Origin of the sequence: Vibrio sp. YIC-376 (assembly GCF_052353105.1) — a bacterium.
In the GTDB taxonomy this organism is placed as follows: Bacteria; Pseudomonadota; Gammaproteobacteria; order Enterobacterales; family Vibrionaceae; genus Vibrio.
Genome location: NZ_JBBWFK010000009.1, coordinates 200,440 through 222,472, shown reverse-complemented (window position 1 = coordinate 222,472; position 22,033 = coordinate 200,440). Strand labels below are relative to the sequence as shown.

Sequence of the window (22,033 nt, the reverse complement as noted above, 5' to 3'; positions counted from 1 at the left end):
TGCGGTTTCCGTTGTCACGGGATTGATAGATTATGGCATGCAATCGCCGACATTGAGTTGTTCGATCTTCGCTATTGTTTGCCTAAAACTTCATTTTTATTGTGTGGTTAGGATATGAGGGGCGGGTGGCAATGAATTGGAATAGACGCGATATGCGCGTAAATCTGAAGTAATTAACTACGGCTTCGCGAAATCGATGTTTCTGTGAACGTCATGGCTGCAGCATAAAAAAGCCTCATCGAAAGATGAGGCTTTGAGTAGGAGCAAAACTAATTACAACTTCTCTTTAACTCGGTCTGCGTACCAGTTGATAAAGTCGATTACACCAAACTCGTAGGTTTGAGAGTAAGGACCTGGTTGGTAGCTTAGTGAGTTGATACCACGTTGGTTTTCTTCACCAAGACGACGATCTTGTTCGTTGGTCGCGTCCCAGACACGGCGTAGGGTTTCAGGATCATAATCCACACCTTCAATCGCGTCTTTGTGTACGAACCACTTCGTCGTTACCATAGACTCTTGCGCAGAGATAGGCAGCACGCGGAATACAATAAAGTGATCACTTTGCATGTGGTTCCAGGAGTTTGGTAAGTGCAGGATACGCAGTGATCCCAACTTATCATTTTTGATGCGACCTAACAGTTTCTTCGAACCCGGCGCACCATCAATCGTCATTACCGACGTTCCTTCTTTCAAAGGCATACGGACAAGACGGTTTCTGCTGCCGAAGTTTTTATGTTCGTGAGGAATCGATTCTGCATCCCACTCCGCAGCCATACGCTCGTAGTAATCTAAGAACTCTTTTGGAGCACGTGGATCGTTCGTGTCATCCCACTCCAGAAGCGTGTTCAGTAGTTCTGGGTGGCTACCGGAACAGTGATAACATTCGCGGTTGTTTTCGATAACGAGTTTCCAGTTTGCTTTTTCATACATGTTCGACTCGACCGCGAGCTTAGTATTCTCGACATCGTACGGTTCCATGTATTCTTCAAGTGTCGCCAGGAACTCATCAAAATCTGATTCTGGTGCTTGTTCGCCAAGACAAATGAAAATAAAGCCGCCAGCCGTTTTACAATGAACTTGGTTGAGTTTGTGCTTTTGCATGTCAAACTCATCGCCCATTTCTGTGCCAGCGTATAATAAATTCCCCTTAGTATCGTATGTCCACTGGTGATAAGGACAGACTAAATTGGCTACTTTTCCTCTGTGCTCAGTACAAATACGAGAGCCGCGGTGGCGACAGGTGTTGTGGAAAGCGTTTACCTGCCCATCTGCGGCACGTACGATAAGTACTGGGTTTTGCGCGATTTCAACGGTAAAGTAGTCACCTTTTGACGGTATTTCACTCGTCATGCCAACAAATAACCATTCCTTCTGAAAGATCTCTTCTACATCAATTTTGAATAGTAGCGGATCATTGTATAGCGGACGTGGTAGTGAATAATCAGAACGACGCTCATTGAGCATTTTTTTCATTTCTTCTCGAGCAACTTCCACGCTCGAGTAGCTAATGTTGAGAATATCGTTTTGTGTCATTGTCTATCTTCTTCTAGAAAATGTGGACGATACGCCCTGCTAGGGCTTCCATGCGTTTTGGGCCAACAGCCTTACTAGTTTTTGGCTAACAGCCTTACTAATAGTGTGTAAATGTTTGGCTCGCTGATATCCTGCCATTATTGGCAGGTTTGTAAGTGGTCTAAATACGACATCAAGCTACTCTATTTAAGACATGTAATAAACTAATTTCCCTTATGTGACCGTTTTGGATAACTCCATGTCGTTAATGGATAACTCGCAGAAGTCAGTTCACTCACAATAAGCTCAACCCATGGAGGGAACCCAATAATTACACCGTTGCGGAGAAGCCGGATATGAATACCCCAATTAACTCTCTAGCCACAAGTGGCTCATTTATTCCAGTTGAAACTCAAATTTGGGATAACGGTCGTCACGCAGTTCGTTGCGTAAAAACCATCCAGGAAACCTGGGATACCAAAACGTTTTGTTTTATGGCGGAACAGCCAACCATGTTTTTCTTTAAGCCGGGTCAATTCGTGACACTTGAGCTTGAAATTGATGGCGAGCAAGTATTCCGTTCTTACACTATTTCGAGCTCACCTTCCGTACCTTACAGCTTTTCTATTACAGTAAAGCGTGTTCCAGGTGGTTTTGTTTCTAACTGGATTCACGACAATCTGGAAGAAGGTTCTGAGCTGGCTGTCCATGGACCTGTTGGGGCATTTAACAGTATCGACTTCCCTTCTGAAAAAGTACTTCTTTTATCTGGCGGGGTAGGTGTGACGCCGCTTATGTCAATGGCGCGCTGGGTTTACGATACCAATAGCGACGTTGATGTTGCTTTCGTTCACAGTGCTCGTACGCCACGCGACATTATCTTCCACCGTGAACTTGAATTCATGTCATCCCGTATCTCTAACTTCCATTTGCACTTAATTTGTGAGCGTTTGGAATCAGGACAGAACTGGTCTGGATACCGAGGTTATTTGGATGACGTCAAGCTGTTGATGATCACCCCAGATTTGCATGAGCGTGAAATTTTCTGTTGCGGCCCAACTCCATACATGCGCGCAGTAAAATCCATGCTGACCAAACTCGGCTTTAACATGGAACATTACCATGAGGAAGCATTTGGTGAGGCGCCTGCAGGCGTAGAAGAGCAAGCGGTTCATGACGCTGAAGTTGCAGCGGAAGAAGCGGAAGCATTGACTGAAAGTGATCTAATCGAAGTCGTGTTTACTGAAAGTGACAAGCAAGTTCATGTGGCACCGGGAGAAACGGTACATGCTGCAGCGGCTAAGGCAGGACTTACGATACCTAGAGCTTGTGGTATGGGTATCTGTGGTACTTGTAAGGTTAAGAAAGTCAGCGGTGATGTGGAAATGAGCCACAATGGCGGTATTACCGATGAGGATGTCGCAGAGGGATACATTCTTTCATGCTGTAGTGTTCCGAATGGAAATGTCGTTATTGAATGTTAACTAATCCATCTTCAATAAGAGCCGCGGCTTCAGTGCTTAATTCAAATGATGAGTGTCGCCAAAAGGATTTTGGCAAATTTAAGCACTCACATATTTGAAATAAGAACTGAAGCTTGTGCCTCAAATAATATTGCAAATTGATACATTGACAATATTCAAATCGTAATATTCACAAGGAGGTGTATATATCGAGACTTATTGATTTTTATCGGGATTTTGGCAGAGCGTAAGCTCTGCTTTTTTTATTTAAGAATAAATTTAAAGATGTCGCAAATCCGCAGATTTTGTCGTATTTACGCAAGCGCAATATTACGAATTAATTACTATGGAATTGTCGATTGGGTTTCCATTGTAACGATTTTGAATTCAACGTCGTACAGCAAACCTGATGCCTAAACAGGGAAGCGAGATTTCAGTATCAAGGAGAAGATATGTTTAACATTACTCAAAACATCGAAGCGTACGACATCGAATTATGGTCGGCGATTGTTAAAGAAGAACAGAGACAAGAAGACCACATTGAGCTGATTGCTTCTGAGAACTACACCAGCCCACGAGTGATGCAAGCTCAAGGTAGTAAGCTAACAAATAAATACGCTGAGGGTTACCCGGCAAAAAGATACTACGGTGGCTGTAAATATGTTGACGAAGTTGAAGTTTTGGCGATTGAACGTGCAAAACAGCTGTTTGGTGCTGAATACGCAAACGTACAACCTCACTCGGGTTCACAAGCAAACGCTGCTGTTTACATGGCTTTGTGCGAACCGGGCGACACAGTTCTGGGTATGAGCCTGGCTCACGGCGGTCACTTGACTCACGGCTCTCACGTTAACTTTTCAGGCAAAATCTACAAAGCAGTTCAATATGGTCTAAACGCTAAAACAGGCGAAATCGACTATGAACAAGTTGAGCAACTTGCACTAGAACACAAACCTAAAATGATCGTCGCTGGTTTCTCTGCTTACTCACGCGTAGTTGATTGGCAACGTTTCCGCGATATCGCAGACAAAGTTGGCGCTTATCTTTTCGTTGACATGGCTCACGTAGCAGGATTAGTTGCTGCAGGCATCTATCCAAACCCTGTTCCTTTTGCAGACGTTGTAGCAACGACAACACACAAAACCTTACGTGGTCCACGTGGCGGTCTGATTGTATCTCGCGATGCTGAACTAGAGAAAAAGATCAACGCAGCAGTATTCCCTGGCGGTCAAGGTGGTCCTCTGATGCACGTGATTGCTGCAAAAGCAGTAGCGTTTAAAGAGGCGTTAGAGCCAGAATTTGCAGAATACCAGAAGCAAGTAGTTACTAACGCGCAAGTGATGGCGAAAGTCTTTATCGAACGTGGATTCGATGTTGTATCAGGCGGTACAGACAACCATCTATTCCTATTGAGCTTAATCCGTCAGAAATTGACTGGTAAAGCTGCAGACGCTGCGCTTGGCCTTGCTGGAATCACAGTAAACAAAAACGCGGTACCGGACGACCCTGAATCACCTTTCGTAACCTCTGGTCTACGTATCGGTACTCCGGTAATCACAACCCGTGGCTTCAAAGAAACTGAGTGTGAAATGCTAGCGGGTTGGATTGCCGATATTCTTGATGTACTTGACGATCCTCAAGCTTTGGCAAGTACGATTGAATTAGTAGGCGGCAAGGTTAAATCACTATGTCGTGATTTCCCTGCATACCAATAGATATCAGAAAGATATTTGATTTTAGCTGAAATGAAGGAACAGACAAATGCAGCATTATTCTGGTTTTGGTCTACTTAAACACTCTCTTTCTCATCACGAAAACTGGCAAAGTGTTTGGCGTAACCCTACTCCTAAAAAGAAATACGATGTAATCATCGTTGGTGGCGGTGGCCATGGCCTGGCGACGGCTTATTACCTGGCAAAAGAACATGGCATCACTAATGTCGCGGTTATAGAAAAAGGCTATTTGGGTGGTGGTAACACGGCACGTAACACAACGATCGTCCGTTCGAACTACCTTTGGGATGAAGCTGCATTTTTGTATGAACACTCATTGAAGTTATGGGATGGCTTGTCACAAGACCTGAACTACAACGTGATGTTCTCTCGTCGTGGCTGTCTCAACCTGGGACATACGCTTCAAGATATGCGTGACATCGAGCGCCGTGTTGCAGCAAACCGTCTTAACGGCATCCAGGGTGAAGTCCTTGATACGCAACAAGTAAAAGAAATCGTACCGCACATGGATTGTTCTGAAAATGCTCGCTACCCGATTCTTGGTGCGTCTTGGCAGGCAAATGCGGGTGTGGCACGGCACGATGCAGTGGCCTGGGGCTTTGCTCGCGGTGCTGACAGCATGGGTGTTGATCTGATTCAACAAACTGAAGTGGTCGACATGATCATCGAAGATGGCGCGATTGTTGGTGTTAAGACTAACCGTTACGGCGACATCATGGCTGATAAAGTGGGTTGTGTAGTAGCAGGTAACTCTGGCGTACTAGCGAAAATGGCTGGTTTTGATATGCCGCTTGAGTCTCACCCTCTGCAAGCTTTGGTATCAGAACCAATCAAGCCGATTTTAGATACAGTAGTTATGTCGAACCACGTACATGGTTACGTAAGTCAATCAGATAAAGGTGACTTGGTAATCGGTGCGGGTATCGATGGCTACAACGGTTATGGACAACGTGGTTCTTACGCTACGATCGAGCACACGGTGCAGGCGATTGTAGAAATGTTCCCAATCTTCTCCCGAGTACGAATGAACCGTCAATGGGGTGGTATCGTTGATACAACTGCGGATGCATGTCCGATTATGACTAAGACACCGGTTGAAAACTTGTTCTTCAACTGTGGCTGGGGTACGGGTGGCTTTAAAGCAACTCCGGGGTCAGGCAATGTCTTTGCAGCAAGTCTGGCTAAAGGTGAAATGCACGAACTGGCTGCACCATTTTCTATGTTCCGCTTTAACTCTGGTGCATTGATCGACGAACACGGTGCTGCGGGCGTAGCGCACTAACAGGAGAAGAATTATGTTTTTGATTTATTGCCCTCACTGCTGTGAGTATCGTGAAGAAGAAGAATTTCACCCAAAAGGTCAGGCGCACATTTCCCGTCCTCTAGACCCGGACAATTGTACTGACGAAGAGTGGGGCGAGTACCTATTCTTCCGTAAGAACCCAAGAGGCCTTCACCACGAAATGTGGGTACACGCAGCGGGTTGTCGCAAGTTTTTTAATATGACACGCGATACACAGACTTATGAAATCAAAGAAGTCTACAAGATTGGAGAGCAACCTTCACTGGCTGCAGAGTAAGGAGTGTTAAGGATGACACAAGTAAACCGAATTTCATCTCAAAGCCGAGTTGACCAATCGAAGTCAATTAGCTTTGAATTCAATGGCAAGTCATACAAAGGCCATGTGGGTGACACACTAGCTTCAGCTCTTCTGGCAAATGGCGTAGACGTTGTTGGTCGTAGTTTTAAATACAGCCGTCCTCGCGGCATTATTGCGGCTGGTGCAGAAGAGCCAAACGCAATCTTCCAACTTGGTGCGACAGAAGCAACACAAGTTCCTAACATCCGTGCGACTCAGCAAGAGCTGTATGATGGCTTAGTGTGCCAATCTACAAACGGCTGGCCGAATGTTGATAAAGACGTAATGGGTCTTGTTGGTAAAGTCGGTGGTGGCATGATGCCTCCTGGTTTCTACTACAAAACCTTCATGTACCCTAAATCAATGTGGGAAACGTACGAAAAATTCATTCGTCGAGCAGCAGGCTTGGGTCGCTCTCCACTAGAAAACGATCCTGATCGCTACGAAAACATCAATCAACATTGCGAAGTACTTGTTGTCGGTGCTGGCCCAGCTGGTTTGATGGCGGCACTAACTGCAGCGCGCAGTGGTGCTCGAGTTATCCTGGCGGACGAACAAAGTGAAATGGGTGGTGATCTACTTACCTCAAACACTAAGATTGATGGTCGTGACGGTGCTGAGTGGGTAGCAGAGATTGTTAAAGAACTGAAAACTTACCCTGAAGTGATGCTACTTCCACGCTCAACAGTGAACGGTTACCACGATCACAACTTCTTAACTATCCATGAGCGTTGTACAGACCACTTGATGGATCTTGCTCCGAAGCACACTGCACGTCAGCGTATGCATCGTGTTCGTGCTAAGTGGGTTGTTCTTGCGACTGGTTCTCACGAGCGTCCGCTTGTATTTGGTAACAACGATCTACCAGGCAGCATGTTATGTAGCGCAGTATCAACTTACATCAATCGTTACTCAGTGGTACCAGGTGAAAACCTAGTAGTTATGACAACGAACGACAGTGGTTACCAGACTGCCCTGGATTGGCACGGTGCGGGTCGCAAAGTCAGCGCGGTAGTAGACACTCGCGCAAATGCAGACAGTGCGATCATCAAGAAAGTCGTGAGTGCTGGTATTCGCATCATCAAAGGTTCAGCTGTTATTGAAGCGATGGGTAGCAAACGTGTTACTGGTGTTCGTATCAACCGCCTTGACGCAAATGGCGATGCTGTACAGAAATCAAGTGAAACACTGCAGGTTGATACCATTGCAACTTCTGGTGGTTTCAGCCCAGCAGTACACCTTTCTTGTCATACCGGCAGCCGTCCAGTGTGGAACGAAGAAGTCATCGGTTTTGTACCTGGTGAAACTAAGCAAAAACAGCTGACAGCTGGTGCGATTAACGGCAACTTTACGACGAAAGGCGCGCTGCAGGAAGGTATCGAAGCGGGTAACAAAGCGATCCAAGAGCTTGGCCTGAGTGCAGTGGATGTGGTTCTACCTAAAACGGATGAAGAGCAAACTGCGAAGCCAATGGCACTGTTCCACATCCCTCATCCGAAGAAGACTTCAAAAGCGCCTAAGCAGTTTGTTGACTTCCAGAATGACGTAACAGCGGCTGGTATCGAGCTGGCTTGTCGTGAAGGCTTTGAGTCTATCGAACATGTTAAACGTTATACTGCAATGGGCTTTGGTACTGACCAAGGTAAACTGGGTAACATCAACGGCATGGCAATCGCTGCCAAGACATTGAAAAAGTCTATCCCAGAAACGGGTACGACGATTTTCCGTCCAAACTACACGCCGGTTACTTTCGGTGCGATTGCCGGACGTCACTGTAAAGAGCTGTTTGATCCTAAGCGTTACACTGCTATGCATCAATGGCACTTAGAAAACGGTGCGTTGTTCGAAGATGTTGGCCAATGGAAACGTCCTTGGTACTTCCCGAAAGCAGCAGAAACGATGCAACAAGCATTAGATCGTGAATGTCTGGCAGTACGTAACTCTGTAGGTATTCTTGATGCATCAACACTTGGCAAGATCGATATCCAAGGTAAAGACGCGCGTGAATTCCTAGGCCGTATTTACAGTAATGCCTGGGCGAAATTGCCAGTTGGTAAGTGTCGCTATGGTTTGATGTGTGGTGAAGACGGTATGGTGTTTGACGATGGTGTTACGTCATGTCTTGGCGAAAACCACTTCTTAATGACCACCACGACTGGCGGTGCGGCACGCGTACTTGAGTGGCTTGAGCTATACCATCAAACAGAATGGCCGGAACTGGAAGTTTACTTTACTTCGGTTACCGATCACTGGGCGACAGCGACAATTTCTGGTCCAAACAGCCGCAAGCTGCTTCAAGAACTGACAGATTGCGATCTGAGCAAAGACAACTTTGCCTTCATGGACTGGAAACAAGCAACGGTTGCTGGTGTACCAGCTCGTATCTTCCGTATCTCTTTCACTGGCGAACTGTCATTCGAGATCAACGTTCAGGCTAACTACGGCCTACACGTTTGGAAGAAACTGATGGAACACGGTAAGAAATACGACATCACGCCTTACGGTACTGAAACGATGCATATTTTACGTGCAGAGAAAGGTTTCATCATCGCAGGTCAAGACACAGACGGAAGTGTACACCCTTACGATTTAGGCATGGGATGGTGTGTAGCGAATAGCAAACCATTCAGCTATATCGGTAAACGAGGCATGGCGCGTGAAGACTGTGTGAAAGAGAACCGTAAACAATTGGTTGGCTTGAAAACAATCGACCCTAACGTGGTTCTTCCTGAAGGCTCACAAGGTGTGCTAGATCCAAATGCGCCGATTCCTGTTCCAATGGTTGGGCATATTACTTCTAGTTACTGGAGTGCGAACCTGAATCGCAGTATTGCGATGGGCTTTGTTAAAGGTGGTTTAGACCGCATGGGAGAAAAGGTCTACTACCCACAAGCTGATGGTCGCGTGATTGAAGCTGAAATCTGTAGCACTGTATTTTTGGATCCAAAGGGAGAGCGCCAAAATGTCTGATACAACATTGATTGAACAAGAAAACAAACAACCATTGTTTGACTTAATGAACCAGGTTCCTGGTGGAGAAATTTTCGGTGAATCTCCTTTGCATCACGCAGAGTTCGACAAATTGGCCAGTATGCCGCCTGATCGTCAGGGTGTGGTTCTGAAAGAAGTTAAGTTGATGGGACATCTTACTTTTCGATGCAACCCAGAGAACGAAGCGCTGATCAAATCAGTGTCTTCAATCCTTGGCTTCGCACTGCCACTTGAGCCGCTGACATCAGCGTCAAAAGGTGAATACGCAGCTCGTTGGATCTCACCTGATGAGTGGTTGATTACAGTTCCTGGGCTAGCGGCATTTGACGTTGAAACCGCGTTCCGCGAGCAGGTAAAAGGACATTACTCACTGGTTAACGGCAGTGGCGGTTCCACCATTTTGGAAATCTCTGGAGAACATGCGGTGGATGTACTGAAAAAGTCGACACCGATAGATCTTCACCGTGAAGAATTCCCGGTAGGGAAAGTGGTTTCTAGCGTATTTGCGAAAAGTGGTGCCATCATTCGTCGTCTGGATGAAGACAAGTTTGAGTTGGTCGTTCGCCGTAGTTTTTCTGACTACCTATGGCTGTGGCTTCAAGATGCCAGTTTAGAGTTTGGTCTGACCATCGCTAAATAAAGCTAACTAAGTTGTCATTAAGCCGGTACTGGACGTGCCGGCTATACCATAAGTAGAGGGAACTATGGAAAATTCAACGCAAACCTGGATTCTTACCGCGCATTGTCCTAGCGTAAGCGGCACTGTTGATGTCGTGACACGTTATCTGGCAAGTGTTGGCCATTACATCAATGAAATTCAGTCATTTGATGACCGAGCGACGGGACAGTTCTTTATTCGTATTGAATTTATCCCTGCACAACCAGACTTTGATCCACAACAGTTTGACGCAGAGTTTGCGGCACGAGCGGCAGATTTCTCGATGGAGTGGAATCTGACGGCATCCGGTCAGCGCATGCGCATGGCTATCCTGGTTTCCAAATATGATCACTGCCTGAACGATTTGCTTTATCGCTACCGTACTGGTCAGTTGAACGTTGAGGTGCCGGTCATTATCTCTAACCATCCAGATTTGGAAGAGTTGGCCAAGTGGCACGGTATTCCTTACCACCATCTGCCTATCACTCCAGAGACTAAGCCAGATCAGGAAGCGGAAATTGTTCGCTTGTTAGACGAGTACGACATCGAATTAGTTGTATTAGCGCGCTACATGCAGATTCTCTCTCCTTGGCTATGCGAACGTTTAAGTGGACGTGCGATCAATATTCACCACTCATTATTGCCAGGCTTCAAAGGCGCCCGTCCTTACCATCAGGCTTGGGAAAAAGGCGTGAAGATGGTTGGTGCAACGGCTCACTACGTAAACAACGATTTGGACGAAGGTCCGATCATCTCTCAAGGCCTTCAGGAAGTAGGGCATGCTCACTACCCAGAAGATTTGATTGCTAAAGGTCAGGATGTTGAACGAATCACATTGTTTAATGCCGTCAAGCATCATGTTGAGAGACGGGTATTTTTATCCGGTGCTCGTACGATTATTCTTAGTCATTGATAGGAGTGATAAGGATGTCTATCAGTGTTTTTGATTTGTTTAAAATAGGTGTCGGCCCATCGAGTTCTCATACCGTGGGGCCAATGGTTGCTGCGAAACGCTTCTCTGACGAGTTAGATGAACTCAATGTTTTGCAAGATACTCATCGAGTCGTCGTCAAGTTAATGGGCTCGTTGAGTGCGACGGGTATTGGTCACGGTACGGACTCTGCCATCGTCGTAGGCTTAATGGGTGAACTGCCGGATACCGTCGATACGGCGATGATCCCTGTCATCACTCAAGAGCTAAAGCAAGGTGGCGACCTGTGGCTAAAGCGTAAAAAGCTAGTGCCTTTTGACTGGTCAAATGACATGAAGTTTTTACGTGAAGTTCATCCTTATCATCCGAATACAATGGAAATCATTGCTATTGATAAATCGGGTAAAACGCTACATCGCAACATCTATTTCTCAGTAGGTGGAGGCTTTATCCTTGACCAGAAAGAAGTCGAGTCTGAGGTTTCTCCATCCGATGCGGTCGTGCTTCCTTATGATTTTCATAACGGAGAAGAGTTACTCCAGTTATGTAAAAAACATGAGTTAAGCATCAGCGAATTGATGCTGGAAAACGAGAAAGTCTGGCGTTCAGAACAGGAGATCCGCGAAGGCTTGCTGAAGATTTGGCATGCAATGAAAGCGTGTATATCGAATGGCCTCAATGCTGAGGGCGTATTGCCTGGTGGACTGAACGTAAAACGACGCGCGAAGAAATTATTCGACTCCCTAGTATATTGTTCAAACCCTAATGTTATCAGCTCCACACTAAGTGGTATGGATTGGGTCAACTTATATGCTCTAGCGGTTAACGAAGAAAATGCAGCGGGTGGCCGAATGGTTACTGCACCTACTAATGGTGCGGCGGGTATTATCCCAGCAGTATTAATGTATTTTAAAGAGTTCACACCGAATTGTTCTGACGAACAAGTGGTCGATTATCTTTTGACTGCAGCAGCGATAGGCATTTTATGTAAGAAAAATGCGTCAATCTCTGGAGCAGAAGTCGGCTGTCAGGGTGAGGTGGGCTCAGCGTGTGCAATGGCAGCAGCGGGTGTATGTGCTGTTCTTGGCGGAACTCCTTTACAAGTTGAAAATGCAGCAGAAATCGGCTTAGAGCACAACCTGGGACTAACCTGTGATCCGGTTGGGGGACTCGTTCAAGTACCTTGTATCGAACGTAATGCAATTGCGGCAATGAAGGCGATCAATGCTGCACAAATGGCGCTACGAGGTGATGGGGAACACTTCGTATCTCTGGATAAAGTCATTAAAACGATGCGTGATACTGGCCTGGATATGCAAGACAAATATAAAGAAACATCAACAGGTGGCTTAGCTGTTAATGTAATTGAGTGTTGATATTTTTTATCTCTCGTCCTTGATGTTGACACTTACCTACTAAGCCTTAGAAGACACAGAACCCGCTGTGTCTTCTTTTTTATGGGCTGGATAAAAACTATCCTGATCAGCTATTTACTAGCATTAGATGCTTGTTCGATTGCTCTTCATATTTTGGCGTAACTGGGTAGGGGTGTAGCCAAAGAAATCTTTAAAACAGTTACTAAAGTGGCTACTACTGACAAAGCCGCAGCTTAATCCAATCTGTATGATCGGTTCTTTGTACTTTTCCAGTTCTTTATGAGCAGCGAGCAGACGCAGCTTTAGATAATATCTTGACGGTGAGAGTTCTAAATGGGTTTGAAATAGTCGCTCTAATTGTCTTCGCGACATAGATAAAAATCGCGCGAGTTCATCCGGAGTCAGCGGCTCTTCAATGTTTGCTTCCATTAGCGCAATCGCATCTCGTAAAACCTCTGGGCGGGCTAACGCATCGACTTGAGATTTATTGGTTTGGCTGTGTAATATCGCCTGTCTCCCTTCTGACGCTTGATCACAGCTTAAGATCTCCCGGACTGCTCGTACTAGCTTTTTATCAAACTGTGCTTCAATAATACTCAGCATCATTTCCATTGCACTGTTTGGCCCCGCACAACTGGCGCTTCTTTCCGTGACCTCATAGGTATGTGTAGACAATTCCAGCGTAGGGAAAGTGGTATGAATAAATTGATGGCTGTTGGGATGTACCGCTGAAACAGCATGTTTTTCAATCGCATCAGCATAGGCCAGCGCTATCGTCCCATTCCAGATGCTTCCCAGGCTGACTTTTTGATTCTTGGCAGAAGTTAAGCATTCAATCAGAGGAAGCGAAGCTTGCGTGCTGCAACGGTAACCCCCACAAACAAATAACCAATCTAGAATGCCTCTGTTGTGCAGATTTAAGGATTCAACTGTAGCGTCTGTGGCAATATCAATACCTATATCGCTCAATACCTTACGCGAATCGATACCAAAAGTTTGTATTTGAAATAGCTCTGTTTCATGCACAAGATTGGCGGTAATCAGGGCATCCATGGCTGCTGTAAACGCCATAAGAGAAAAATGTGGCTGTAGAATAAAACCGATTCTGATTGGAGCAGGGCACGTGTTGTTCTTATTTGATTGCGAGGAGGTCGCCTGCATTTCGTTCTCTCTTAACTTTTTATTTGTACACAATATTCTTATATTTGGACAAAGTATTCTTATAGTTAGGCATAAGTATAGTCTGACAGCTAATCGCTTTGACAGAGATTATTAAAGTGTGAAAGAGAAAGATATGGCCTCGATAGGCTGATCAGTTAACTTACCAAAAGCGTAAATAGAAAAAGCGAGCTATGATGCTCGCTTTTTAGTTTCAGCCAGTCAGGAAAGACCGTTAGAAACACTCTTCCAGAATATTCAGAACTTCTTCGTTAGTCAGTTTCTTGTAACCATTACCGATGATGATGGTTGATTCTGCAATTTTAGGTAGCATCTCTTTAGTTGCACCAAGCTCTTCCAGAGAGGTTACGATGCCGCACTCTTTAGTAAATGCTTCCAGAGCATCAATGCCTTCCAATGCGATTTGTTCTTTTGTTTTACCTTCAGTAGATACACCCCATACTTCGGTAGCAAAACGAACAAATTTATCTAAACCAAACTTGTAGATCAGGCGGTAGTAAGGCAGAGACACTGCAGCCAGACCCATACCGTGAGCACAGTCGGTGTAAGCGCCAAGTTGGTGTTCAATCATATGTACTTGCCAGTCCTGAGTTTTAGACAACCCAGTAATTGTGTTTAACGCTAAGGTTGCGTTCCACATGATGTTACTACGCGCTTCGTAGTCTTCTGGTGTATTCAGAGCAACACGCAAGTTATCGATTGAAGACTTTAGCAAACTTTCAATGACGTAGTCTGTTGTATTCGCACCTTGGTCTGAGAAGTATTGCTCCATCAGGTGAGACATTGTGTCGAACACGCCACTTACCATCTGGTATTGAGAAACAGTAAACGTGTACTCAGGGTTTAAGATAGAAAACTTAGGGTATGCCGCTGGTGGGAAAACACGGCCAGCTTTGTACTTAGTTTCTTCATGAGTAATAACAGAGCCACCATTCATTTCAGAACCAGTACCAACCATGGTAAGGATCGAGGCTACTGGAACTACGTCATTTGCCAGATCCTGGAATTCTACCCAATATTTTTGGAACGGGTCTTGGCCTTCACACTTAGCAGATACAGAAATACCTTTAGCACAGTCAACAACCGAGCCACCACCAACAGCAAGAATAAGGTCTACGTTATGTTCGCGAACAAGCTGAACACCTTCCATCATTTTGTTGTAAGTAGGGTTAGGCATTACACCAGACAGCTCTACGACTTTTTTACCAGCAGCAGTTAGGCTCGCCATAACCTTGTCGTAAAGTCCATTGGATTTAATTGCGTTTCGACCGTAAACAAGTAAAACAGTGCTACCGTAATTTGGCAGTTCATCGTTAAGTTTGGTTAGTGAGTCTTTACCGAAGTGGATTGTTGTCGGGTTGTAGTATGAGAAATCTAATTGCATGATCACATCCTTCTAAGGTGTTTGAGCTTATGTGCCAAGGTAGGAGGCCTGAGGTTCATAAGCCGTATACTTCCGCTCACAAATTGAATCGCAAACGTGTTTAATATAGAGCTCATATTAGAAAGAGAAAGGGATATTGTGAATGTCGGATTGTCGCTGAGGTTTGCCTATTCTTCCAAGATTTTTCAAGGATAAATAAGATGCCTTTTGTTTGTAATAAGAATGTTAATTTAATTGTCTGATATTTATTTAAATGTTGAGGAGTCTTTTGAGTTATTTTTTGTATTGCTTAATCATAATTTAATTTGGTTTATTAAGTCTTAATTTTCGTATAGTTATAGGTTTGGTGAAGTTAGCTTAATGGTGAGGTTCTCCCGGCCTCTGTGAGTCCGGAGGAAAAGAAGCTTAAGCTGTGTTTGCTTCTTTCAGGGCTTTAATGTCTTTTGAAGGTGGCGCACCAAACAGACGGCTGTATTCGCGGCTAAATTGAGAAGGGCTTTCGTAGCCAACTTTAAATGTTGTCGCCATCGCATCCAAGTTTTCTGTCAGCATCAGGCGGCGAGCCTCACTTAATCGCAACTTCTTCTGAAACTGTAGCGGTGTCATTGAGGTCATGGAGCGGAAATGCGTGTAGAACGCTGATTTACTCATACCGCTGTATGCCGCAAGGTCGCCTACGCTTAAAGGCTTTACAAAGTTGTTCTTTAGCCAGTCAATGGCTTTCGCTATTTGGTGACTATGGCTGCCTGTCGTCACTATTTGGTTTAAACGCGCGCCTTGTTCGGTCATTAACAGTCGATAAAAAATCTCTCTCTTAATTACCGGTGCAAGGATCTTAATGTTATCCGGCTCATCTAGTAACGCCATAAGACGGATAAATGCATCTAGCAGTGAGTTTGAGAGCTCGCCTACAGCAATGCCTTTTTGCGCTTCTTTGCTGCTGTTAAAAGAACGTTCACTATCAACGATTAATTGGGAAATCTCTTGTAAATCCAGTTCCATTATCAGCCCTAAGTACGGTGCTTCTTCACTTGCTTCCATGATGTTGGCTGTAATCGGTAGGTTAACCGAAGAGATCAAGAAGTGGTTTGCATCATAGGTGTAGCTGTCTTCACCGAGCAAAACACGTTTTTTTCCCTGTGCAATCAGACAGATACTTGGGTTATGAGTGTAACTTGTTGGTGGTGTAGGGGTTGTCCATCGGCTCAATCTAAGCCCAGGAATATCGGTATCAAATTGTGTGGCATCGCCGGTCCACTTTTGGATTTTTTCAGCAAGGACTGATGCGGCCTCATTCATATTGTGTGAATCGTTCATAGTTACTCCACGGGCAACCCAAGGGTTGGACTACTTCTGGTTTTGGCTATTTAGTTATAACATCAATTTCTTTTATGTAAAGATTATTAGGCAATCCGCTTTTGATGGTTTTATCACCTTTTTTCTTGCAAAACTTAATGTCGGTAACAAGATTAACTGTGCTTAATAAGCAGATTAATCATTATGTATCAGTAAATTACTAGTACATAGTTACAAGTGGATTCTGAGTTGGATGTTTATTCTCTTTCCAGTCTTAATACGGATATTTGGATGATTAGGCAATTATTGACAACCATTAGGCTAACGGTGTTTGCCATTTAGGCGTAAATTTAATCATGTTGTCACGGCAAACACGATCCACTTCCAAGTGACTCGAGTTACGCCAAGGCATCTAATTCCCCTTTGACTCAATCTTCGGAGGCTCCAATGCAAGAACACTTTTCAAATAAAGAGCAAGCCATCATTCCTATTGCGGCATTTACTGCAAATGGTGACATTGAGAAGCTGAAGATGAGTTTGATCGAAGGGCTGAGCGCAGGTCTAACCGTTAGTGAAACCAAAGAAATACTGGTTCAGATGTACGCATACACCGGGTTTCCAAGGAGCTTAAACGCACTCGGGACATTTATGTCTGTGGTTGAAGAGCGTAAGCAACAAGGGATCATTGATGAAGAAGGAAATCCTTCGAACCCACTACCAACGGACGAAAGCAGTTTAAGTTTTGGTACTAAGAATCAGACAAAGTTAGTCGGACAACCTGTCTCTGGCGCACTGTTTGATTTCGCGCCTGAAATTGACCTTTACTTAAAAGCGCATCTCTTCGGCGATATTTTTCAACGTTATGTACTGACATGGAAAGATCGAGAGCTTGCGACGATTGCGGCGTTGGCGAACATGCAAGGTGTGAATGGTCAACTTCAAGCTCATTTTGCTATCAGTTTAAATAATGGTATTACGCCAGATTTGTTAAAAGAATTTATTGTCGAAATAAAACAGCACTGTGGTGAGGATGTTGCCTCAAATGCAAACCAAGTTCTGAACGTTGTTTTAGGCTAAATTCCATAATAAGAATATTTCTGAAGATTTTCTGTAATAACGAATTAGACAAAATAACGCCTGAAAGGCTAACTTACACGACAGTGTGAACTCTCATAGAAAATGTGAGAAATGAATATATGGAAGGGGTTATGACTTACGCCATAATCGCTTCAAATAAGTTTCGAGTAAGGTTTACTGATCCACTGCCTTTTTGTATTCCTTACCTTTTTATTGAGTTATTAGGGTGGTTAGAGCAATAGCTTTATAGTTGGCTACTCTAAATATGATTAATTATAAATTTATTAATAAGGCTCACATTTGGTGCCTAGGATTATTATTGCTCACATAAAGTTAATGATTTAAATCGTTGGTATATTCGTGCTGACGACTATTCCCCAATTTGCAAAGTTCAGGTGTACTATGACCTTATCTAAAACAATTCAAGACAAACTCTGTCATCAAGAGAAAATATGCGACACTTTTTTTGAAGGTGAAAGACCGTTATACGCTGAAGAGAACAAGTATCTGCATAAAGTTCGTTTTTACCCGGGCGAGTCGGCACTGAAACACACCCAAAATATCATGGCTAAACACTGTGAGTTTATGGGTAAGTATCCTTTCTGGCATAGCAATGACATTTTGATTGAGCAGAGCCTATTTACGGTATATGCGCGAGCGGCTATTTGGTACACCGAAAACCTTACGATGAATAACTGTGTTGTAGAAGCACCCAAAATGTTTCGCCGTGTCTCGCATCTTACTATCGAGAATACGAGATTTCCTAATGCGGGTGAAACCTTGTGGATGTGCGACAACGTAAGTCTAAGTAATGTTGAAATGCGTGGAGCCGACTACGTTTTCATGAACTGTGAAAATGTAGAAATTGACGGTTTCAAATTGCAGGGAAATTACTCATTCCAAGATGCTAAAAACGTCACTATTCGTAATGCGTATTTGGATTCTAAAGACGCATTCTGGGGCACGGAAAATGTCACCGTATACGATAGTGTTTTAGATGGTGAGTATTTAGGTTGGCATTCTAAAAATTTACGCTTGGTGAACTGCACAATACGCGGAGAGCAACCATTGTGTTACGCGCAAGATCTAGTCATGGAGAATTGCGTAATGGAAGAAACGGATCTGTGTTTTGAATACGCGACATTGAACGCCGAAATTGCTTCCGACATTATCAGTGTAAAGAACCCTTTGTCTGGCTCTATCAAAGCTCGCTCAATTGGCGAAATTATCTTAGATAAGCATTGTAAGAACCCAGGCGGGTGCACGATTGAGACAGAATTTGAGGTGAGAACTTAATGTCATCTTTCAACTTTGATCAAATTGTTGAACGGCAGGGGACTGGCAGTGCTAAATGGGACAGTATGGATAATGATTCCATCTTACCAATGTGGGTCGCGGATATGGATTTCCGCACTGCCGAGCCTATTGTGAGTGCACTGAAACAACGTGTTGAGCACGGCGTGTTTGGTTACACGAAAGTACCTGAGGCTTATTATACCGCAGTTATTAACTGGTTCGCGAACAGACATAACTTTCACATCGAACGTGACTGGATACAGTACACATCAGGTGTCGTGCCTGCGTTATCAGCGATACTTAAAGCACTGACCACCCCTGGAGATGGCGTTATTGTCCAGACTCCAGCGTTTAACTGTTTTTTCAGTTCGATTCGCAACATGGAATGCCATCTTGTTGAAAATCCATTAATTAATCGTGATGGTTACTACGAAATGGATTTTGAGGATCTCGATCGTAAAGCTTCTAGATCTGACGTTAAGGTTCTGATTCTATGCAATCCTCATAATCCGGTTGGTCGCGCGTGGACGCAAGAAGAGCTTACCAGACTAGGAGAGATCTGCTTCAGACATGGTGTCAAAGTGATCAGCGACGAAATCCATTGTGATCTCACGTTTCCAGGTCATCGACATCACCCTTTTGCGACATTCGGAGACGAGTTCCTTGCAAACACGATAACGACAAACTCCCCGAGTAAGTCTTTCAACATTGCCGGGCTACAAATAGCAAATATCATCACTGCTGATAAACAACTCCGAGACAAAATCGATCGCGCGTTGAATATTCATGAAGTATGTGATGTGAACCCTTTTGGTGTAACTGCATTAATTGCCGCATACAACGAAAGTGAAGAATGGTTGGGCGCTCTGACGGAGTATCTGTATCAAAACTATTTGGTTGTTGTTGAATTTATCAATCAGCACTTGCCACATTTAAGTGTCATTCGGCAGGAAGCCACTTATCTGGCATGGATTGACTGCCGTAAGCTGGATATGCCCTCAGCTGAAATCGGCGAAAAGCTGATAAATGAAGGCGCATTGATGCTTAGTCAAGGCTCAGTGTTCGGAGCTCCAGGCGAGGGTTACCTTCGTCTCAATATGGCTTGTCCGAGAGTACAATTGCTCGAAGGCCTACAAAGAATGGCACGAGTATTAGGTAATCTCTAACACTGCCAGTTAACGAAAAGGGGATCACTACAATGTTGTTTGACAATTGGTTGTTTGAAAACTGGCACAAGACCATTTTATCCACGCTTACAGTGTTGCCCGCATTACTTATTAGTCAATTCTGTTTCGCTGCTAGCAACGTGCTCGAAAGTGGAGCAATTACCGGAGAAGGTACCATGAAAATTCGTTTTGTATTTGATGATCGCACCGTCACAGCAACGTTAAACGACAGTCCGAGCACACAAGATTTTATCGCTCAATTACCGCTGACGGTAGAACTGGAAGATTACGCAAGCACTGAAAAGATCGCCTACTTACCATCAAAATTGACAAAGGAAGGCGCACCAGCAGGCGTGAGCTCTAAAGCGGGGGATATTTCTTACTATGCACCTTGGGGTAATTTAGTCGTTTTCTACAAGAACTTCGGTTACGCATCTGGACTGATAAACCTCGGGAAGGTTGACGGAGACTTATCTCGCTTTACTTCTAGCGGTTCAATGAAGGTAACCATCGAAGTTAACGAATAATCAAACTCGTATTCTCATATTTTAAGCAGAAGGTCTGTTAATCGGTTAGATAAACAGGCCTTTTGTGTTTAGCCTCCAGCCTAAACCAAGCGGCTTACAAATACAGCCACGATTCATTTACTGCTGATTGAGAACAACAAAACGTCAGGTACGTAGTCATTAATCAGATATCACATTTACTTATTCGGATTTATTCTATGTACAACGTAGGTATTAGAATAATTTTGAGTACTTGTCGCTATTTTATTCGATTAAATACTCAAGCAGCGTTTTAAGAATAAAATGTTTCTGTATGTAACATAATGTTTTTATTTTTGTCGTTACCTAGGCTGGAATTTTTTAATAGAAGAATAGGCAATAATTAGACTCTTCTAGGCAAGGTACTATGCGTATTTTGCGATAAGTTTGTATTTAGAGAGTACGAATAAAGTACTTATCAATATAAACAGGGTATAGGGAGAATAAAATGTTTCGTATAGACAAATATGTTAGTAAGTTGTCCGTTCTAATCGCCAGCTTATTAGCGTTATTCACCATGAATGCAGCCGTCGCTGCGGAAGGATTCGACAGCAAAGAGAAAGCAATTATTCCAATTGCGGCATTCGCAGCAAGTGGTGAAATTGACAAGTTGAAAGTGAGCCTGAATGAAGGATTAGAGGCAGGTCTTACCATCAATGAAACTAAAGAAGTGCTTGGTCAACTATACGCTTACGCTGGCTTTCCACGTAGCTTGAACGCTCTTGCAGCATTTATGCTGGTTCTCGACGAGAGAAAGATCAAAGGTATCGAAGATGTTGTTGGTCCAGAATCATCCCCGTTACCAACAGACAGAACTAGCTTGGAATTTGGTGCAGAGAACCAAACTAAGCTAATCGGTGTTGAAGTGAAAGGGCCTCTATTTGATTTTTCTCCGCAAATAGATGAGTACCTGAAGTCTCATTTGTTTGGTGATATTTTTGCCCGTGATGTGCTGACCTGGAAACAACGTGAAATCGCGACAATCGCTACCTTAGCAAATATACCGGGTGTAAATAGTCAATTGGCCGCACATTACAACATCAGCATGAATAATAATGTGACAGTTGATGAGCTAAAAGAGTTTATAACCATCATTGAAAAGCACTGTGGTCAAGATGTTGCTAATAATGCGCAAAAAGTTCTGGATTCGGTCCTAAATAAATAATAGGGAATATTATTATGAAAAATAAACTAGCTTTAATTTTATTATCAGGAATAGTTTCATCGACGGGGATGGTTTCTACAGCGTATGCTTCAGAGGATACAACAGACAGTCAGCAAGTGTATCGTGCTAAAGATCTGAAATCATTTAATGGACCAGAAGATTTATTCACCGGTAATGTAAAAGTTGACATGCTATTCCCTCAAAATGATGTCGCAAATTACAGTGCTGCTTACGTTACTTTTGATAAAGGTGCTCGCACAGCATGGCACATGCACCCTGCAGGTCAGCATATGATCGTCACTTCTGGTGTAGCACTAACCGGTACCCGAGATGGCAAAGTCATTCGCTTTAGCGAAAATGAGAGCGTTTGGTGCCCACCGGGTATTGATCACTGGCACGGCGCGACTCCTGATGCGCCAATGACTCACCTTGTTGTGACGGCATCGAAAGATGGCAAAAACGTCATTTGGAAAGAGAAGGTGACCGACGAGCAATACGCTGCAGGTCAATAAAAACGGTCAGTTGTTACTATTGGTTCGTTACTATTATTGGTTCGTTACTACTATTGCTATTAAGCCCGGTTTGCCGGGCTTAATTTTATAAAACAAAAACTGTCGACAG

The 22,033-nt window shown here is 44.0% G+C and carries 18 protein-coding genes; 14 read left to right on the top strand and 4 right to left on the bottom strand.

All coding sequences use genetic code 11. The features are described from left to right. Positions 1 to 273: 273 nt before the first annotated feature. On the bottom strand, positions 274 to 1,533 hold the full coding sequence (locus WJM94_RS17800; RefSeq protein ID WP_444495536.1) for an aromatic ring-hydroxylating oxygenase subunit alpha: 1,260 nt from the start codon (positions 1,531 to 1,533) through the stop codon (positions 274 to 276). A 335-nt stretch (positions 1,534 to 1,868) separates the two neighbouring features. On the opposite strand from WJM94_RS17800, the gene WJM94_RS17795 reads away from it, so the two are divergent. The 8 genes from WJM94_RS17795 (at position 1,869) to WJM94_RS17760 (ending at position 12,304) form a co-directional block, all read left to right on the top strand. Continuing rightward, the gene (locus WJM94_RS17795) at positions 1,869 to 2,996 is read left to right on the top strand and encodes an FAD-binding oxidoreductase (protein WP_444495535.1); all 1,128 of its coding nucleotides are present in this window, start codon (positions 1,869 to 1,871) and stop codon (positions 2,994 to 2,996) included. A gap of 431 nt (positions 2,997 to 3,427) precedes the next feature. Continuing rightward, on the top strand, positions 3,428 to 4,690 hold the full coding sequence (glyA, locus tag WJM94_RS17790) for a serine hydroxymethyltransferase (protein WP_444495534.1): 1,263 nt from the start codon (positions 3,428 to 3,430) through the stop codon (positions 4,688 to 4,690). A gap of 46 nt (positions 4,691 to 4,736) precedes the next feature. Then, positions 4,737 to 5,990, top strand: a complete 1,254-nt coding sequence (locus WJM94_RS17785) for a sarcosine oxidase subunit beta family protein (protein ID WP_444495533.1) — start codon at positions 4,737 to 4,739, stop codon at positions 5,988 to 5,990. Between the two features lie 13 nt (positions 5,991 to 6,003). Then, entirely contained in the window at positions 6,004 to 6,288 is a 285-nt protein-coding gene (locus tag WJM94_RS17780) for a sarcosine oxidase subunit delta (protein WP_444495532.1), read from the top strand. A 12-nt stretch (positions 6,289 to 6,300) separates the two neighbouring features. Then, positions 6,301 to 9,318: a sarcosine oxidase subunit alpha gene (locus WJM94_RS17775; protein ID WP_444495531.1), complete on the top strand. Its 3,018-nt coding sequence runs from the start codon at positions 6,301 to 6,303 to the stop codon at positions 9,316 to 9,318. Then, positions 9,311 to 9,979, top strand: coding sequence for a sarcosine oxidase subunit gamma (locus tag WJM94_RS17770; RefSeq protein WP_444495530.1), 669 nt, complete (start codon positions 9,311 to 9,313; stop codon positions 9,977 to 9,979). Before WJM94_RS17775 ends, WJM94_RS17770 begins: the two co-directional genes overlap by 8 nt. A gap of 64 nt (positions 9,980 to 10,043) precedes the next feature. Further along, the gene (purU, locus tag WJM94_RS17765; protein WP_444495529.1) at positions 10,044 to 10,910 is read left to right on the top strand and encodes a formyltetrahydrofolate deformylase; all 867 of its coding nucleotides are present in this window, start codon (positions 10,044 to 10,046) and stop codon (positions 10,908 to 10,910) included. 14 nt (positions 10,911 to 10,924) lie between these two features. Further along, entirely contained in the window at positions 10,925 to 12,304 is a 1,380-nt protein-coding gene (locus WJM94_RS17760) for an L-serine ammonia-lyase (protein ID WP_444495528.1), read from the top strand. A 123-nt stretch (positions 12,305 to 12,427) separates the two neighbouring features. Here the strand turns inward: WJM94_RS17760 and WJM94_RS17755 are convergent, their stop codons facing one another. The 3 genes from WJM94_RS17755 to WJM94_RS17745 form a co-directional block, all read right to left on the bottom strand. Continuing rightward, the gene (locus WJM94_RS17755) at positions 12,428 to 13,465 is read right to left on the bottom strand and encodes a GlxA family transcriptional regulator (protein WP_444495527.1); all 1,038 of its coding nucleotides are present in this window, start codon (positions 13,463 to 13,465) and stop codon (positions 12,428 to 12,430) included. 232 nt (positions 13,466 to 13,697) lie between these two features. After that, positions 13,698 to 14,867: an iron-containing alcohol dehydrogenase gene (locus WJM94_RS17750; RefSeq protein WP_444495526.1), complete on the bottom strand. Its 1,170-nt coding sequence runs from the start codon at positions 14,865 to 14,867 to the stop codon at positions 13,698 to 13,700. A 405-nt stretch (positions 14,868 to 15,272) separates the two neighbouring features. Next, entirely contained in the window at positions 15,273 to 16,184 is a 912-nt protein-coding gene (locus WJM94_RS17745) for an AraC family transcriptional regulator N-terminal domain-containing protein (RefSeq protein WP_444495525.1), read from the bottom strand. Between the two features lie 426 nt (positions 16,185 to 16,610). Here WJM94_RS17745 and WJM94_RS17740 point away from each other — a divergent pair, with 426 nt between their 5' ends. The 6 genes from WJM94_RS17740 (at position 16,611) to WJM94_RS17715 (ending at position 21,924) form a co-directional block, all read left to right on the top strand. Further along, on the top strand, positions 16,611 to 17,240 hold the full coding sequence (locus WJM94_RS17740) for a carboxymuconolactone decarboxylase family protein (RefSeq protein WP_444495524.1): 630 nt from the start codon (positions 16,611 to 16,613) through the stop codon (positions 17,238 to 17,240). A gap of 402 nt (positions 17,241 to 17,642) precedes the next feature. Further along, complete coding sequence (locus WJM94_RS17735) at positions 17,643 to 18,536, top strand: DUF3737 family protein (RefSeq protein WP_444495523.1); 894 nt, start codon at positions 17,643 to 17,645, stop codon at positions 18,534 to 18,536. Then, positions 18,536 to 19,702 carry a MalY/PatB family protein gene (locus tag WJM94_RS17730; RefSeq protein WP_444495522.1) on the top strand — a complete coding sequence of 389 codons (1,167 nt, stop codon included), beginning with the start codon at positions 18,536 to 18,538 and terminating at the stop codon, positions 19,700 to 19,702. Before WJM94_RS17735 ends, WJM94_RS17730 begins: the two co-directional genes overlap by 1 nt. Before the next feature lie 32 nt (positions 19,703 to 19,734). After that, complete coding sequence (locus tag WJM94_RS17725; RefSeq protein ID WP_444495521.1) at positions 19,735 to 20,229, top strand: cyclophilin-like fold protein; 495 nt, start codon at positions 19,735 to 19,737, stop codon at positions 20,227 to 20,229. Positions 20,230 to 20,695: 466 nt separating this feature from the next. Further along, complete coding sequence (locus WJM94_RS17720; RefSeq protein WP_444495520.1) at positions 20,696 to 21,412, top strand: carboxymuconolactone decarboxylase family protein; 717 nt, start codon at positions 20,696 to 20,698, stop codon at positions 21,410 to 21,412. A 14-nt stretch (positions 21,413 to 21,426) separates the two neighbouring features. Next, complete coding sequence (locus tag WJM94_RS17715; protein ID WP_444495519.1) at positions 21,427 to 21,924, top strand: (R)-mandelonitrile lyase; 498 nt, start codon at positions 21,427 to 21,429, stop codon at positions 21,922 to 21,924. Positions 21,925 to 22,033: the final 109 nt, after the last annotated feature.